Consider the following 15,599-nt stretch of genomic DNA (forward strand, 5'->3'; position numbering starts at 1 on the left):
CGGCTCAGGATTCTGGCGCCACCTGGTCGGGTCGCTTGTCGGGCCGCAGTCCTCGCCAGGACGGATGGCGCAGTCGACCGTCGCGGGTCCACTCGGTGAAGGTCACCTCTCCGACCAGCGTCGGTGTGACCCAGTGCGCGCCCCGGGCATCGGCCCGAGGCACCTCCACGAACGGTGAGTCCACGGCTTCCAGCGGCGCGAGGTCACTGGCCAGGTGCTGCAGCATCGAGGCGGTGAACCCCGTGCCCACCTTGCCGACGTACCTCAGGCGCGGACCGTCGGGGAGGCCAAGGAGCAGGGCGCCGATCTTGCCGCCGCGGGCTCCCTGGCCGAGGGTCCAGCCACCGACGATGACCTCCTGCGTACGGATGTTCTTGATCTTGATCCAGTCGGCCGAGCGGCGTCCGGGCTGGTAGTTGGAGGACAGGCGCTTGGCGACCACGCCTTCGAGCCGGTGCTGCTGGCTGGTCGCGAGGGCTTCGTCGCCGCTGCCGACGAAGGCGGCCGGGGTCTGCCATGCCGGTCCCGCGAGGTCGAGTCCCTCGAGCCGCAGCCGGCGCTCGGTGTAGGGCTCAGCCAGCAGCGACTCCCCGCCGAGGACGAGGACGTCGAAGAGCAGCAACACCACCGGCTCGCTCGCCGCCAGCCTCGCCGCGGCCCCGGCGTTGCCCACGTGCATCCGCTTCTGCAGGCGCGCGAAGCTTGGCCGACCGTCGGCGTCGAAGCTGACGATCTCCCCGTCCAGGACGGTCGGGCCCGGCGTACGGCCTACCACCGCGTCCGCGAGGTCGGTGAGCTCCGGATACGCGGTGCTCATGTCGTTGCCGTTGCGCGAGACCAGCCGCACCGCACCGTCGTCGAGGTGGACGAGGGCGCGTACGCCGTCCCACTTCATCTCGAAGGCCCAGTGCTCCTGAGCCCCCAGACCCTCGAGCGTGCCGGCGGTGGCCAGCATCGGCACCACATCAGTTCCGGGAGGACCGGCAGGGGTCGTCGATGGCGGCGGCATGCCTGCAGCCTTCCCCAACCCGTGGCCGATCATGCGAGCCGGAGGCCGCGACAGCCGGACAGGTAGCGTGGAGGAGTGGTCGAGATGGGTCCGGTGCTGGTCGACCACCGCGAGCGGAGCAGCGCGATCCCGGAGGCTCTCGTCGCCGCTGGTCTCGACGTACAGCTGACGGATCTTCCGGTGGGCGACTACGTGCTCGGGCACGGTCTGGCGGTCGAGCGGAAGGGCCCTGCCGATCTCGGTGCGTCGATCCGTGACGGTCGCATCTTCGACCAGGCGGTGCGTCTGCAGTCGGCGTTCCCGCAAGCGGTGCTGATGATCGAGGGCGAACCGTCGGGGATCCCCGAGGACGCGTGGCGCGGCGCCGTGTGTCGGTTGGTGGAGGACGGCTTCACCGTCCTGCACAGCCTGGACGCCGAGGATAGCGCGGCGTGGATCGTCCGACTCGCCAAGCGGGCTCGGCGAGCGGCGCCGACCACGCGGATCGACGGCCCTCGCCGGGCTCCGCGTCATCCGTCAGGACAGGCCGAGGTCATGCTCTCCATCGTGCCGGGCATCAGCACGACCATGGCTCGCAGCGTGCTCGCCGCCTACGGCAGCGTTGCGGCGGTCGCCGCGGCCGCGCCCCAGGGGCTGCTGGGCCATCCCGGTATCGGCCGGGTGCTCGCGGGTCGAATCGCCGTGGCGCTGGCCGGCGAGTACGTCGCCCCGGTCGACCGTGAGGCCGAACCCGAACGGCCGGGCAGGGGAGTGCGGGCGCCGCGGCGCTGGATCCTCGCCGAGCCGGAGCGCGACGCCGAGACCCAGTCGTTCGACCGGCGGGCGATCGCGCTCCGTGCCCTGCGTTCGGCCGGCGACGGCGCCCAGCTGATCGACGGTCTCACCGGCGAGGTGGTCCAGGCGAACTCCAGCCCACGTTTCCACGCCGACTGAAGCGTGATCGTCGCGTAGCAGGGGTTGCACCCGGTCGTTGTCCCTACATGCCCTACCGCAACCGCCGCAGGTCCTCGCGAGCGATCCCCCTCGGCGTGGCGGTCGTGGTGTGCCTGCTGCTGATCGCGGTGGGGTGGGCGATCCGGCCGCGGGGCGGTGAGGACGTGGAGGGTCCGGCCAGCGCTGCGGACGCCCCGTCCGCTGCGACGCCTCTCTTCCCGGGATCGGACGCCGAGCCGCAGCCGATCGAGACCGCGACGGGCACGGACGGGACCGAGAAGGCCAGTGCACAGGGCAAGGCGCCGTCATGGCTCACGAGTGCCTTCCAGGGCAGCTCCGCAACGCTGGGTGCCCGGCGGGCGGTCATCCGACTGACAGCCTCCGACAACGGACCCATGTCCGTGAGGTACGCCTTCAACACCGGCGACGGCTACGACTCGGGCTCCTTGCAGTCCACGGGATCGTGGTCGAAGGCCGAGCAGGTGCAGGGCGTCGAGCCACTCGTCGGAGTCATCGGACAGGTGATCCGCGGCACCCTCACCTGCACGGTCACCCTCGACGGCAAGGTCATCTCGCATCAGAGCCGATCGGGGGCGTGGGCCGTCGTGCAGTGTTTCGCCTGAGACTCAGCCTTCGGGGAGTTCGGCGAAGCGCTGCTTGACGTCGTTGTACCAACCCATCGACTTCTTCGGGTGCAGCCAGCGGCCCTTCATCTCCGCGCGGGCAGGGCCGTGAAGGGTGTCGCCGGCCTTGACCGCATCCTTGAGGTGCTTGTCCTGGGCCTTGATCACGTCGTCGGCCGAGTCGCCATGATGGGCGAGGGTGCAGGGGCCGCCGAGGTCCTGGCAGGTCATCGTCTTCATACAGTGCTGACGATTTCGACGAGGAGAGTGTGACCGGATGGCGACAGATGACCAGCTGACCGAGGAGTTCGAGGCCGAACGACCGCGTCTCGTACGCATCGCTGCGCGCATCCTCGGGGATCCTGATGCCGCCCAGGACGTGGTCCAGCAGGCGTGGCTCCGGCTGCACGGCACGACCGAGCCGGTCGACAACCTCGGTGGGTGGCTGACGACGGTCACCTCGCGCCTATGCCTCGACCGCCTCCGGGCGCGGGCGCCGGAGCCCCTCGAGGCCAGCCACCTGGACGAGCCCGACGTCGACGCCGCGGATCCGGCCGACGAGGCGGTGCTCGCCGACACCGTCGGGATCGCTCTGCAGGTCGTGCTCGACCGGCTCACGCCGGCGGAGCGGGTCGCCTTCGTCCTGCACGACACCTTCGGCGTGGACTTCCCGGTGATCGCCGCCATGTTGGAGACGTCGCACGCCGCCGCACGCAAACTCGCCTCCCGGGCCCGGGCGAAGGTCAGCCTCGCCGCTCCGGAGGATGCGCTCGCCGACTGGCAGGTCGTCGACGCCTTCATGGCGGCGGCCCGCGACGGTGACTTCGCGCGGCTGCTGGAGTTGCTCGCTCCCGATGTCCTCGTGAGCGCCGACGCGGCCGCGGTCACGATGGGCACACCTGCCCGGATGCAGGGCGCCGACGAGGTCGCCGCGTTCTTCAACGGCGGCGCCTCCACCGCCTTCCCCGTCTTCGTCGAGACGCGGCCCGGGGCCGCGTGGATCCACCGCGGCGAGGTGAAGGTCGCCTTCGACTTCACGGTCGAGGACGGGCGCGTACGTCGCCTCGAGTTCCGTGCCGACCCCGCGGCCCTGGCGGCCGTACGCCGACGGGCCGGTGCCGCGGAGCGGACTCAGGAGCGCTGACGCTGGCGGCGTTCCTCACTCCGCCAGACGTGGTGGCCCCAGACGCCGAGTCCGCCTTCGAAGGTGTCATCGAGCCCACGGGGGCCGAGGTGTCGGACAGGCAGCGGGTGCCAGTCATCAGGGTGCGGGGCGGTGTCGCGACGACTGCCGTCGTGCTCGATGTGCTGGGCCCGGGACGCGTCGAGCATCCAGAGGCCGATGAAGAGACCGGCGGTTGCCACCGCCAGGACGATGACGCCGAGGTTGGCAACCCAGAGGTTCGTCATCGTGACCACCTCCTTCTTAGGACCTTCCACGGTACGCCCGCGGAGGCGCCGTGGACAGGGCCTCAACTCCAGGTGCGCGCCTGCTCCTCCGCGAGCGTCGTGTCGTCTCCATGGCCGGTGTGGACGACCGTGTCGGGCGGCAGGGCGAAGAGCTTGGAGCGGATCGACTCCTCGAGGGTGGGCCGATCGGAGAACGAGCGGCCCGTGGCGCCCGGGCCGCCCTGGAAGAGGGTGTCGCCGGTGAAGACGCAGCCGAGGTCGGGGGAGTAGAGGCAGACCGCGCCGGGAGCATGGCCGGGCGTGTGGAGCACCTGCAGCCCGATCCCTGCAACCGTCAGGATCTGGCCGTTCGCGAGGTCGGCGTCCCAGACCAGGTCGTCATGCGTGAGCTGCCAGAGGGGCCGCTCGGCCGGGTGGAGCAGGATCGGTGCGCCGGTGCGCTCGCGCAGTTCCGGGGCGACCCGGACGTGATCGTCGTGGGCGTGGGTGCACACGATGGCGGTGAGCCGCCGGTCGCCGACGAGCTCGAGGATCGCGTCGGCCGAGTGCGGCGCGTCGATGACGAGGCACTCCTCGTCATCGCCCACCACCCAGACGTTGTTGTCGACGTCGAAGGTCTCGCCGTCGAGCGAGAAGGTCCCCGAGGTGACGGCGTGGTCGACGCGGGCGGCCATCAGAGCAGTACCACCGAGCGGAGTACGTCGCCGTGGTGCATCCGCTCGAAGGCCGCCTCGATCTCGTCGAGCTTGATCTCCTCGGTGACGAACGCGTCGAGGTCGAGGCGGCCCTGGCGATAGAGGTCGATGAGCATCGGGAAGTCGCGCGACGGCAGGCAGTCGCCGTACCAGCTCGACTTCAGCGCGCCGCCGCGGCCGAAGACGTCGATGAGCGGCAGGTCGGGCACCTTCATGTCGGGCGTCGGAACGCCGACCAGCACGACGGTGCCCGCGAGGTCGCGGGCGTAGAAGGCCTGCTTCCATGTCTCAGGGCGGCCCACGGCCTCGATGACGACGTCGGCGCCGTCGGCCCCGTCGTAGAACTGCGCGGAGATCTCCTTGATCGCCTCGACCGGGTCGGTCGTCGAGGAGTCGACGGTGTGCGTGGCGCCGAGCTCGCGTGCCTTGTCGAGCTTCTTGGCGTCGATGTCGACGGCGATGATCGGGTTGGCGCCGGCCAGCGCGGAGCCGACGATGGCGGCGACGCCGACGCCGCCGCAGCCGATCACGGCGACCGACTTGCCGCGCGTGACGGCGCCGGTGTTGATCGCGGCGCCGATGCCCGCCATGACGCCGCAGCCGAGCAGGCCGGCGGCCGCGGGCCGCGCCTCGGGGTCGACCTTCGTGCACTGGCCGGCGGCGACGAGGGTCTTCTCCGCGAAGGCGCCGATGCCGAGAGCCGGGCTGAGCTCGGTCCCGTCCTCCAGCGTCATCCGCTGCGTCGCGTTGTGGGTGGCGAAGCAGTACTGCGGCTCGCCGCGCTTGCAGGCCCGACACTGGCCGCAGACGGCGCGCCAGTTGAGGATCACGAAGTCACCGGGAGCGACCTCCGTGACGTCCGGCCCGACCGCCTCCACGACGCCGGCGGCCTCGTGGCCCAGCAGGAAGGGGAAGTCGTCGTTGATGCCGCCCTCGCGGTAGTGCAGGTCGGTGTGGCACACACCGCAGGCCTGCACCTGTACGACGGCCTCTCCGGGTCCCGGATCGGGGACGACGATGGACACGACCTCGACGGGTGCGCCCTTGGCGCGGGCGATGACGCCCTTGACGGTCTGCGGCATTGGAGCAACTCCTCGGTGGGGAACGCTGGCTCGTCGAGGCTACTCGGGGAAGGGTCAGCCCTTCACGTACCCCGCGCGAACCGGCCAGCCGTGGCGGAAGTTGAGCTTGACGGCGTACAACGCACGGACGGCCCGGCGCGCCCGGTGCGGCCGAACGGTGCACGGTCGGGTGCTGCCGCCGCAGACCCAGCCGTGGAAGTACATCGTCACGCCGCGCTTGGTGGCCACGATGTCGGCGCCACCCGGCCCGCAGAGACCGGTCATGTGCTGCGAGAGGACCATCCGAGCGGGATGTCCTCGCCAGTGGACCAGCGATCGCGAGCGCCGGACCGTCGTGGCGTAGTTGCACGTCGCATAGCTGCGGATCGAGGTGAAGAGGTAGTAGTAGCCGCCGCGTCGGAGGATGACCGGGTTCTCGACGACACCACGGCTGCGCACCAGGACGCGGCTGTGCCGGGCGGCCCGGCGGGTGCCGGCGCGATTGAGGCGCAGCAGCTTGATCGCGGACGGCTTGGCATCGATCTTGTAGAGCAGGTAGGTCCTGCGCCCGCTGACGTACGACGACGGGTCGATGACGCCCGCGCGGTTCGACGAGCACACCAGGGGCCGGCCGGGGACAGCCCTGAAGCGTCCGGTCGCCGAGGTGGAGACGGCGGCGCCGATGCAGCGTCCGCGCCGGTTCCTGGCAGGGGCGGCGAAGTAGAGGACCCAGCGCCTGCCGATGTGGACGATCTCGCTGGCCCAGATGCCGCCGGTCCGCTTCGCCCAGCGGGGGCGACGGACGAGGGGAGTGCGGGTCAGGCGCCAGGTGCGGCCGTTCGAGGAGACCTGTCGGACGACGCGCTTCCCGGTGGAGACCGCCACGTACTTCTTCGGCCCGACCTTCGCGACACTCGGGTCGGCGACCGAGTGTCGATAGACGAGTGGTCGCGGCCCCTTCTTCGCCTCTGCCGCCGGCACCGTCGTCATGATGGTCGCCGCCGCGAGCGCAGCGACGACCCACACGAGCGCGCGTCTGCGCCTCATGCACCCTCCCGAAATCCCTAGCCTGCCCGATCCCTCCGCAGGCCGGTGGCGGGACCGTAACCCGAGAATCGGCCGAAGCGTGGGAGGTTCGAGAAGTTCGCCGCCAACTCATGGGTAACTCATGGGAGGGTGCAGCCATGAGTACCGTGCGCGTCCACGTCACCCACTCGTTCACCTCCTCACCGCAGGAGGTCTTCGACGCGCTGTCGGAGCACGAGAACCTCGGCCCGCTCTTCGGTGCGAACATCACCCGGCTCCGCGACGGGGAGACGTCGCGCAACGGCGTCGGCTCGGCTCGGACGCTGCGGATCGTGCCGCTGCTGCCGGGCTTCGTGGAGACGACGACGGTCTCCGAGCCGCCGCACCTGATCGAGTACCGCATCACCGGCGGCCTCGCGCCGATCAAGGACCACCACGGCGTCCAGCGACTCATGCCGCGCCCGGACGGCGGCACCGACCTCGACTACGCGATCGCCTTCGACAGCGCCGTGCCCGGCCTCGCGCCGGTGGTCGGGAAGGTGCTCACCCGCACGCTCACGAAGGCGCTCCCAAACCTCGTCCCGTAGGGGACCCAGCTCGGGCGGGTGTCACTCGTGCTCGCCGCGGCTGCGGCGCAGGCGCCGGCCGCGGGCGATGACCTCGTCGCGCTTCTTCGCGTTCTTCTCGATCAGGCGCGTGTCACGCGGCGGGAGCTGCAGCTCCTCCTCGGCGGGGATGCCGGCCTGCAGCTCACGACCGCGCTCGAGCTCGGAGTCGAGCTCGGCACCGAAGAGCAGCGCCAGGTTGGTGATCCACAGCCACAGCAGGAAGACGACCACGCCGGCCAGCGAGCCGTAGGTCTTGTTGTAGGAGGAGAAGTTGCCGACGTACACGCCGAAGGCGGCGGACGCGACGATCCAGATCACGATCGCGACAGCGGCGCCGATGCTGATCCAACGGAACTTCGGTTGCTGCACGTTCGGCGTGGCGTAGTAGAGCAGCGCGACGATGAGCATGACGACGACGAGCATCACCGGCCACTTGGCGATGTTCCAGACCAGGACGGCGGTGGAGCCGAGGCCGACGGCATCACCGACGGCCTGCGCGGCGGGGCCGGTCAGGACCAGCGCGAGTCCCACCAGCGCGGCGAGGACGACCGTGATGAAGGTGAGCAGCAGCATGAGGGGGCGCAGCTTCCAGATCGGCCGACCCTCCTCGATCTCGTAGATCCGGTTCATCGCACGACCGAAGGCGCTGACGTAGCCCGACGCCGACCACAGGGCCGCCGCGAGACCGATGATCAGCGCGAAGCCGGCACCGCCCGCGTTCGCCAGCTCCTCGAGGATCGGCCGGACCGTCTTGGTCGCCGAACCCGCGCCGACGTCGTTGAGGATGCCCATCAGCGAGTCGACCGTCTTCGTCGGGTCGGAGACGAATCCGAGCAGAGAGAGGAGGGCGATCGACGCCGGGAAGAGCGCGAGGACGGCGTAGTACGTGAGCGCTGCCGCGAGGTCGGTGCACTGGTCGGCGGAGAACTCGCGGATCGTCGTCCTGGCGACGTAGATCCACGACCGCTTCTTCAGGTCGTCGGGAGAGTCCGGCTTGCTCGACTCGGGGGCGCTGCGGCTGACATCGGTGGCCATGCGGGAGGGATACCCGGCAGAGTGAGGCCTATGAGCACGACGGTGCAGGTCACGTTCGACTGTCACGACCCGAAGGGCCTCTCGACCTTCTGGCGGGACGCCCTGGGGTACGTCCATCCGTTCCCGCCCGGCGTCGGGGCGACGCCCGACGAGGACCCGCTGGCGGCGTGGGAGGGGTTCCTCGAGGCCCACAACGTGCCGGAGGAGGAGCGCAACCAGGCCTCGGCCCTGGAGGACCCCGAAGGCACGGGCCCGCGGATCTACTTCCAGCGCGTGCCGGAGGAGAAGGTCACGAAGAACCGGCTCCACCTCGACCTCCGTGCCGCCCCGGGCCTGAAGGGCGAGGAGCGGATGGCGGCGCTGGAGCGCGAGTGCGACCGCCTGGTCGCCCTGGGTGCGACGCGTCAGCGCCGGGTCGAGCCGGACGCGATGGAGGAGGGCTTCATCGTGATGCTCGACCCCGAGGGCAACGAGTTCTGCCTCGACTGACCAGGACCTGACCAGGACCTGACCAGGGCCAGGCCAGGGTCAGCGGCCGAAGGCCCGGAGCAGCACCTTGGGCAGCCGCGCCCAGCTCGGCTTGGCGGCGAAGTCCGTGAGGGCCTTGGCCGTGCCCGTCCCGGTGCGCCCGGTGACGTACCACGGCGGCGTCGGGAAGAGGCTCACCTCGCCGTGCAGCACCGACCGCGGGAACGGACGGAAGGGCCCGCGGATGACGGTCCGCTCGACGTCGGCGGCGAGGAAGGAGTTGTGCACGATCCCGATGCCGGACCCCACCTTCTCGATCGTGTTGCCCGGGAAGGCGCCCCAGGCGGCGGCCGGGAGCAGGAAGCCGATCGCGCTCCAGACGTTGATGCCGATCGTGCCGTAGCGCAGGTCGGCGAGGATGGCGTCGAAGTTCGAGATCGCCTTCCGGTCGGCGGGGGCGACGATGATGCTGGCGCCGAGCGTGCCGTCGAGTCGGTCGTTGGCGAAGGCGACGGCGTTGGCGAAGAAGTCACCGCCGAGGCCGGGCACCTCGGTGTGGCCGAGCACCGGGGCGAAGTACTCGGTGGTCAGCAGGTCCTGCGACGTGGTCTCGTCGATCCTGATCAGCAGTCGCCCGTTGAGGCTCTCGGCCTCGGGGTAGGAGTCCTGGGCCAGAGCCAGCTTGCGGTCGGAGCCGGGATACCAGGCGGCACGGGCCTCCGTGGTCGACAGCACGTCGCGGAGCTCGGCGAGGAAGGCGTCCTTCTGTGCCCAGTCCGAGCTGAGGATCAGCGCCTGCCCGGCGATGCAGTTGTGGCCGGCATTGTTCAGGCGCTGGGTCACGACGTTCTCCGCCTGGAAGCGGAGGTCCTCGGCCGACCAGTCGCCCGGGATCACGATGATGGGCGAGACGCCGCCGAGCTCGCTGGTGATCTCCTTGTCGAGCCTGCGCTCGCTGCGGTCGGTGAGCGAGCCCCACACGATCATGTCGTGCGTGACGCCCGAGCCGGTGATGTGCACGTGCCCGATGCCCTCGTGCCGGGTCAGGTAGGCGCCCTCCTCGGCGCCACCGTTGACGATCCGCACCAGCCCCGCCCTCACGAGCGGTGCGAAGGCCGCCTCGTACGTCGACTTGAGGCTGCCGAACGTCGGGTTGAGCTTCAGCACGCTGGCGCGGTTGTACGCGACGAGCTCGTAGAGCACGTCCAGCGGACCGATCGAGGAGACGTTGCCGGCGCCGAGCACGAGGCCCACGCCGCCGTTCTCGCCCGGACGCACCGCGCCCAGCCCGGCGTTCGCGCGGGCCTGCTCGGCGGTGACGCCCGGCCGCATCCAAAGCTCTCCGGTGAAGCCGTTGTAGATGTTGAACTCGTAGAGGTTCGTCGGAAGCACCCGGAAGGTGGTGCGGTTCGCGGTGCGTGAGGCTTTGACGCCGTCGAGCGGCGACTTGCCCTGCGCGATCTTCTGCAGCGACTCCACGGCGGCCAGCAGCCACATCATCGTGCCGTAGGGGCCGGTCAGCCACTCCTCGCCCTCGAGCTGCTCGGACGTGATGCCCTTGGCGGCGATGGCGTCGCGTGCCCAGGCCTCGGCCACCTGCGCCACGGCCGCATGGGTGCGCTGGAGCAGGTCGATCCGCGCGCGCAGGTCCATCCGTGCCCAGCCCGCCGCTCCGGCGGTGAGCTCGGTGACGGCCTGGTCGAGCTCCGCGGTGGTGGCGAACCCGATCTCGGGAGTGGTGGTCATGACGTCACCCTAGGGCCGTGGCCACGATTGCGGGAGGGCTGGCAGGATCGCCGCATGGACATCGTCTACCCGGCCGTGATCAAGGCGGCCCGTGCGTGGTTCAAGCTCGGCGACGTCCGCATCCGGGCCTCGGGGGAGGAGCACATCCCCGAGACCGGGGGAGCGTTGCTCGCGATCAACCACCTCTCCTTCGTCGACTACGTCATCGCGGGCGTCCCCGGGGCCGACCGCGGCCGACTGACCCGCTTCATCGCCAAGAAGGAGGTCTTCGAGCACAAGGTCGGCGGACCGGTGATGCGCTCCTTCCACCACATCGCCATCGACCGCGCCGACGGCGCCGAGGGCATGCGGATCGCCGCGGACCAACTCCGTGACGGCGAGCTGGTCGGCATCTTCCCCGAGGGCACGATCTCGCAGAGCTTCATGATCAAGGAGATCAAGACCGGCGCCGTGCGCATCGCGGCCGATGCCGGCGTACCCCTGATCCCGGTGGTGCTGTGGGGGACCCAGCGGTTCCTGACCAAGGGACGATCAGCGGACTTCAAGCGGCACAAGACGATCGGCATCACCGTGGGTGAGCCGATGCACGTGACCGGTGAGGACCCTGTCGCCGAAACGGCCGAGCTCAAGTCCCGGATGGAGGCGATGCTCGACGAGCTGATCCGCAACCACCCGGCCGAGGAGCAGCCGCCTGGATCGTGGTGGCTGCCGAAGGCGTACGGCGGCACCGCGCCCACCCTCGAGGAGGCCGCTGCGGCCTACGCCGAGGAGCGCCGGCTCCGCGCCGAGCGCAAGGCCGCCCGCGACCAGTAGGGGGCGGTACGCCCGGTGAAGGGCCGATGAACACTGCCGATTTCGGGCTCGCCGGTGCCGGATCCGCCTGAGAGATCACTGAGACTGGTGGTGTGACCGGATATGGATCGGGGACGCTCCCGATCGCCGTGGCCCACCGAGGTGGGGCCGGCATCGGGCTTGAGAACACCATGGAGGCCTTCCGGGGCTCCCTCGCACTCGGGATCCGTTATCTCGAGTTCGACGTCCGCATGACGTACGACGGCGTGCCGGTGCTCTTCCACGACCCGACCCTCCAGCGGATCGCGGGACGCCCGGAGGCGATCGCCGACCTGACCCTGGAGGAGCTCAGCATGGTCGAGCTGGCTCCACGGGTGTGGGTGCCGACGCTCGCCGACGTCCTGCATGCGTTCCCGCAGGCCAACCTGATGGTGGACCTCAAGGACCCGGCCGCGATGGCGGCGACGCTCGACCTGATCGAGCACTACGACGCATCGTCCCGGGTCTGCCTGACCGGCGGCTGGGACCGGACGCTCAAGCTCGCCCGCGACCGGTTCCCCGACGTCCACTCCAACATGGGCTGGGGGCGGATGACCACGTTGCTCACGTGCGGTCGGACGCGGCTCAAGGCCTCACGCTTCCGCTCCGAGGCGACCTTCGTGCACGTGCCCTACCGCCTCGGCCGGGTGCGCTCTTACGTGCCGCGGGTGGTCGAGATCGCCCATGACCTCGACCTGCGGGTCATGGTCTGGGGTGTCGAGGAGCCGGCGACGATGCACCGGCTCCTCGACGAGGGGGTGGACGGCCTGATCACCGATCGCCCCGACCTGTTGCGTGATGTCCTGATCGAGCGCGGCCAATGGCCGGCCGGGCGCTCGGCGGAGATCATTTGTCAGCGTGCTCGCTGAGCGTCTTCTCCAACTCGGACTTGCTCTGGCCTGAGACGCCGGAGATGTCGGCGTTGTCGGCCTGGATGAGCATCTGCTCCTTGGTCTTGTCCTCGGGCTGCTCACCGAGGTGCTCGGCGCGGCTGCTCAGGAACGCCTCACCGAGCTGGGAGAGGACGGCGCTGTCCATGTTCTCCCTCATCCCCGGGAGGACCTTCTCCTCCTCCTCCTGGACGTGGTGGGTCACCGCGTCCACGAGCGCCTTGAGTGCGGCCGGGAAGTCGGGGGAGTCCGGCGGCATCTGGGTGAGCTTCAGCGCCAGCTCGTCGGCGAGCAGGTGCTCCTCCTGGCTGTGCTCGACGTCGTCGGCCCCGCCGGCCTCGGCGGCCTTGGGGTAGACCTCGGCCTCCTCAGCGCGCGAGTGGGCGGTGAGGAGCGTGGTCATCACGGGAAGCAGGTTGGCGCGCTTATCGGGGAAGTTGAGCAGCTCGTCGAAGAGCTGCTCCAACTCGCGGTGGTCCTTCATGATCAGGTCGACGACATCGGTATCCATGCGGGTCGATTACCCCGCGCATGATCGGGTAATCCGTGGGCATGTCCTTGGACAAGCTGACCCATGCCCTCGAGGCGGAGCTGCCCGCCGCGATCGCGCTACGGCACACCCTCCACGCCGCCCCGGAACCCTCAGGCGGCGAGTGGCGGACAGCGACCCGGATCGCCAATGCCATCGGCGCCGGCGAGAGCGAGGCGGTCGCCGACACCGGTCGCGTGGTCAGGGTCGGGCCGCCGTCACGCCGGGTCGTCGCCGTACGGGCGGAGCTGGACGGGCTGCCGGTGCACGAGCGCGACGGGCAGGCGGATGCAGCGAGCAACGGCTTCATGCACGCCTGTGGACACGACGTCCACATGGCCGCCGTCGCGGCGCTCGCACGGGCGGCCCACACGCTGGACCTGCCGATGCTGGCGGTGCTGCAACCACGGGAGGAGCAGCCGCCCTCGGGGGCACGCGACATCGTCGCCGACGGCGTCCTCGAGAAGTACGGGGTGGGCGCGATCGTCGGCGCGCACGTGCAGCCGCTGCTGGCGAAGGGCGAGATCGCCGCAACGCCGGGAGCGGTCAATGCCGCGACCGACCAGTTCACCATCACGGTGACCGGGCACGGTGGGCACGGCGGATATCCACACCTCGCGCGTGACCCGGTGCTCGCCATGGCACAGGTCATCGTGGCGCTGCAGCAGGTGGTCAGCCGCAGGCTCGACCCGCTCCACGCCGCGGTGCTGAGCATCGGCGCGGTCCATGCCGGCGCGGCCCCCAACGTCATCCCGGATTGCGCCGTCGCGCGCGGCACGCTGCGCGTGCTCGACGAGAGCGACCGCGACACCGCCCGCAAGGAGATGACCGACATCGTGGCCCAGGTGGCGGCCGGCTACGGCTGCCGGGGCGGGGTGACGATCCACGAGGGCGAGCCCGCCCTGGTCAACGACACCGGGCTGGCGCTGCGCACCCAGGGCCATCTCGAGCAGCTCGGCTTCACCCTCGCGCCCGAACTGCGGTCGTGCGGTGCCGACGACTTCAGCTGGTACGGCGACCAGGTGACCAGCCTCATGATGTTCGTCGGCCTCGACGACCCGCACATGCTCCACCACCCCTCGTTTCACCCCTCCGATGAGACCGTCCGGGACGTGGCGCTTGCGCTTGCGGCCGGTTACATGGCGGCGCTTGCGGGCATATAGAGCTCGTGACTGAACTCAAGAAGCGCACTGTCGGCGTCGAGGAGGAGTTCCTCCTGGTCCACACCGATTCTGCCCGGTTGGCTCCCGAGGGTGAGGAGGTCGTCGCGGCCGCGGAGGCGCACGATGCGCGCGGGCAGTTCGAGCACGAGCTCCAGCGCCAGCAGGCCGAGCTCGGCTCCGCGCCGCACAGTGAGATCGCCGTGCTCGCCAAGGACCTGGAGGTCCGTCGCACCCAGCTGGCGACCGCGGCCGCCGAGCGCGACGTACGGCTGCTGCCCGCGGCGACGAGCCCGCTCGACCAGCACGTGACCGCCACCAACGACGCCCGTTACGAGCGGATGATGGCGCAGTTCGGCCGGGTCGGCCGACGCCAGCTGACCTGCGGCATGCACATCCACGTCTCCGTCGAGTCGCCGGAGGAGGGCGTGGCCGTGCTCGACCGGATCCACGGCTGGCTGCCGGTGCTCACCGCGCTGAGCGCGAACTCACCGTTCTTCGAGGGCCTCGACACGGAGTACGCGAGCTACCGCACGGTGCTCTGGGGCCAGTGGCCCTCGGCCGGCTTCACCGAGCCGTTCGGCAGCTTCGAGGCGTACGAGAAGGCGCGTGCGGACCTCGTCGCCACCGGGGCGGCGCTGGACGAGGGAATGATCTACTTCAACACCCGTCTCTCGGCGCGCTATCCCACGCTCGAGATCCGGGTCGCCGACGTCTGCGCCGACGTCGCCGACGCCCCCGTGATCGCCGCGCTCGCGCGGGGGCTGGTCTCCACGGCTGCGGCCGACGCCGCCTCCGGCCTCCCGGCTCCGCGGATCCGGACCGAGATGCTGCGGGCCGCGATGTGGCGTGCCTCCCGCTGGGGGATGGAGGGGGAGCTCGTCGACGCGCTCACCGCCACCCTCGTTCCCGCGTGGGAGATGGTGGACCTCCTCGTCGAGGCGGTGCGGCCGGCCCTGGACCGCACCGACGACACACAGCTCGTCATCGACGGCCTGGCCCGGATTCGGGAGCGTGGCACCGGTGCCCGGGTGCAGCGCGACGCACATGCGAAGGGCGGGTTCGGAGCCGTCGTTGACGCGCTCGCGATCCCGCCCCGCAGCTGATGCCGCTCGTCGCACCTGTCAGATGTCGTCCTCACTGACGACGTGCATCGCAGCCTCCTCGGCGCTCGCGCCGGCACCGTCGATGCCGACGTCGGAGGCCACGGAGTCCTTCTCCTCGTCCTCGTGGGCGCCCTCGTCGGGTGCGACGAGGCGGCCGGACCTGGCGTCCCCGGCGTAGAGGTCCTCCGGGTCGTCGGTCTCCCGGTCGTCGTACTCCTCGTCGGCCTCGAAACCGGGCTCGAGCCGCTCGGCGTCGGGAACCGGAATGTCGGGCTCCTCCTGGGCGATCCGCTCGTCAAGGGTCTCACCCTCGAGCTGGCCGAGCTCCGTCGTGGCCTTGTCGTTGAGGCCACGAGGCCGCTCAGGCGGGGAGATCCCCTCGTCGAGTACGTCGTCGACCCCGCGGTCGTCCAGGGTCTCCTCCGGCTGCAGCTGTCCGGACTCGGTCATGGTGATGCTCCTCATCGTT

General features: G+C 70.5%; 19 protein-coding genes. 9 read left to right on the forward strand and 10 right to left on the reverse strand.

The features are described from left to right. Positions 1-4: 4 nt before the first annotated feature. Positions 5-955 carry a non-homologous end-joining DNA ligase gene (gene ligD, locus LH076_RS04865; RefSeq protein WP_227782875.1) on the reverse strand — a complete coding sequence of 317 codons (951 nt, stop codon included), beginning with the start codon at positions 953-955 and terminating at the stop codon, positions 5-7. Between the two features lie 138 nt (positions 956-1,093). On the opposite strand from ligD, the gene LH076_RS04870 reads away from it, so the two are divergent. Beyond that, positions 1,094-1,942, forward strand: a complete 849-nt coding sequence (locus tag LH076_RS04870; protein WP_227783573.1) for an ERCC4 domain-containing protein — start codon at positions 1,094-1,096, stop codon at positions 1,940-1,942. A gap of 47 nt (positions 1,943-1,989) precedes the next feature. Beyond that, positions 1,990-2,565, forward strand: coding sequence for a hypothetical protein (locus LH076_RS04875; RefSeq protein ID WP_227782876.1), 576 nt, complete (start codon positions 1,990-1,992; stop codon positions 2,563-2,565). A gap of 3 nt (positions 2,566-2,568) precedes the next feature. On the opposite strand, the gene LH076_RS04880 is transcribed toward LH076_RS04875, so the two are convergent. Beyond that, positions 2,569-2,796, reverse strand: coding sequence for a hypothetical protein (locus LH076_RS04880; RefSeq protein ID WP_227782877.1), 228 nt, complete (start codon positions 2,794-2,796; stop codon positions 2,569-2,571). A 46-nt stretch (positions 2,797-2,842) separates the two neighbouring features. Between LH076_RS04880 and LH076_RS04885 the strand changes: the two genes are divergently transcribed. Continuing rightward, entirely contained in the window at positions 2,843-3,709 is an 867-nt protein-coding gene (locus LH076_RS04885) for a sigma-70 family RNA polymerase sigma factor (protein ID WP_227782878.1), read from the forward strand. On the opposite strand, the gene LH076_RS04890 is transcribed toward LH076_RS04885, so the two are convergent. The 4 genes from LH076_RS04890 to LH076_RS04905 all read right to left on the reverse strand — a co-directional run bounded on the left by LH076_RS04890 (position 3,697) and on the right by LH076_RS04905 (position 6,778). Next, positions 3,697-3,975, reverse strand: a complete 279-nt coding sequence (locus LH076_RS04890) for a hypothetical protein (protein WP_227782879.1) — start codon at positions 3,973-3,975, stop codon at positions 3,697-3,699. The two genes, LH076_RS04885 and LH076_RS04890, sit on opposite strands and share 13 nt — an antisense overlap. 62 nt (positions 3,976-4,037) lie before the next feature. Next, on the reverse strand, positions 4,038-4,649 hold the full coding sequence (locus LH076_RS04895; RefSeq protein ID WP_227782880.1) for an MBL fold metallo-hydrolase: 612 nt from the start codon (positions 4,647-4,649) through the stop codon (positions 4,038-4,040). Beyond that, on the reverse strand, positions 4,649-5,752 hold the full coding sequence (locus tag LH076_RS04900; protein ID WP_227782881.1) for an S-(hydroxymethyl)mycothiol dehydrogenase: 1,104 nt from the start codon (positions 5,750-5,752) through the stop codon (positions 4,649-4,651). The genes LH076_RS04895 and LH076_RS04900 overlap by 1 nt, the downstream gene beginning before the upstream one ends. A 54-nt stretch (positions 5,753-5,806) precedes the next feature. Beyond that, positions 5,807-6,778, reverse strand: coding sequence for a family 43 glycosylhydrolase (locus LH076_RS04905; RefSeq protein WP_227782882.1), 972 nt, complete (start codon positions 6,776-6,778; stop codon positions 5,807-5,809). A gap of 137 nt (positions 6,779-6,915) precedes the next feature. Here LH076_RS04905 and LH076_RS04910 point away from each other — a divergent pair, with 137 nt between their 5' ends. Beyond that, entirely contained in the window at positions 6,916-7,344 is a 429-nt protein-coding gene (locus LH076_RS04910) for an SRPBCC family protein (RefSeq protein WP_227782883.1), read from the forward strand. 21 nt (positions 7,345-7,365) lie between these two features. Here LH076_RS04910 and LH076_RS04915 read toward each other — a convergent pair whose 3' ends face one another. After that, positions 7,366-8,400: a YihY/virulence factor BrkB family protein gene (locus LH076_RS04915; RefSeq protein WP_227782884.1), complete on the reverse strand. Its 1,035-nt coding sequence runs from the start codon at positions 8,398-8,400 to the stop codon at positions 7,366-7,368. A 30-nt stretch (positions 8,401-8,430) separates the two neighbouring features. On the opposite strand from LH076_RS04915, the gene LH076_RS04920 reads away from it, so the two are divergent. Next, on the forward strand, positions 8,431-8,889 hold the full coding sequence (locus LH076_RS04920; RefSeq protein WP_227782885.1) for a VOC family protein: 459 nt from the start codon (positions 8,431-8,433) through the stop codon (positions 8,887-8,889). A 39-nt stretch (positions 8,890-8,928) separates the two neighbouring features. On the opposite strand, the gene LH076_RS04925 is transcribed toward LH076_RS04920, so the two are convergent. Further along, complete coding sequence (locus LH076_RS04925; protein WP_227782886.1) at positions 8,929-10,614, reverse strand: aldehyde dehydrogenase family protein; 1,686 nt, start codon at positions 10,612-10,614, stop codon at positions 8,929-8,931. A gap of 54 nt (positions 10,615-10,668) precedes the next feature. On the opposite strand from LH076_RS04925, the gene LH076_RS04930 reads away from it, so the two are divergent. Continuing rightward, the gene (locus tag LH076_RS04930; RefSeq protein ID WP_227782887.1) at positions 10,669-11,427 is read left to right on the forward strand and encodes a lysophospholipid acyltransferase family protein; all 759 of its coding nucleotides are present in this window, start codon (positions 10,669-10,671) and stop codon (positions 11,425-11,427) included. A gap of 92 nt (positions 11,428-11,519) precedes the next feature. Continuing rightward, positions 11,520-12,314, forward strand: coding sequence for a glycerophosphodiester phosphodiesterase family protein (locus LH076_RS04935; protein ID WP_227782888.1), 795 nt, complete (start codon positions 11,520-11,522; stop codon positions 12,312-12,314). Here LH076_RS04935 and LH076_RS04940 read toward each other — a convergent pair. Continuing rightward, positions 12,292-12,846 (reverse strand): hemerythrin domain-containing protein, encoded by a 555-nt coding sequence (locus LH076_RS04940; protein WP_227782889.1) that lies wholly within the window; start codon positions 12,844-12,846, stop codon positions 12,292-12,294. The genes LH076_RS04935 and LH076_RS04940 overlap by 23 nt on opposite strands. 41 nt (positions 12,847-12,887) lie before the next feature. On the opposite strand from LH076_RS04940, the gene LH076_RS04945 reads away from it, so the two are divergent. Both LH076_RS04945 and LH076_RS04950 read left to right on the forward strand, forming a co-directional pair. Beyond that, the gene (locus LH076_RS04945; protein WP_227782890.1) at positions 12,888-14,027 is read left to right on the forward strand and encodes a M20 metallopeptidase family protein; all 1,140 of its coding nucleotides are present in this window, start codon (positions 12,888-12,890) and stop codon (positions 14,025-14,027) included. 5 nt (positions 14,028-14,032) lie between these two features. Next, a complete protein-coding gene (locus LH076_RS04950; protein WP_227782891.1) occupies positions 14,033-15,130 on the forward strand; it encodes a glutamate--cysteine ligase in 1,098 nt (365 codons plus the stop codon). A gap of 18 nt (positions 15,131-15,148) precedes the next feature. Here LH076_RS04950 and LH076_RS04955 read toward each other — a convergent pair whose 3' ends face one another. Next, positions 15,149-15,580: a DUF5709 domain-containing protein gene (locus LH076_RS04955; protein WP_227782892.1), complete on the reverse strand. Its 432-nt coding sequence runs from the start codon at positions 15,578-15,580 to the stop codon at positions 15,149-15,151. Positions 15,581-15,599: the final 19 nt, after the last annotated feature.

This window comes from Nocardioides sp. Kera G14 (assembly GCF_020715565.1).
Classification (GTDB): domain Bacteria; phylum Actinomycetota; class Actinomycetes; order Propionibacteriales; family Nocardioidaceae; genus Nocardioides.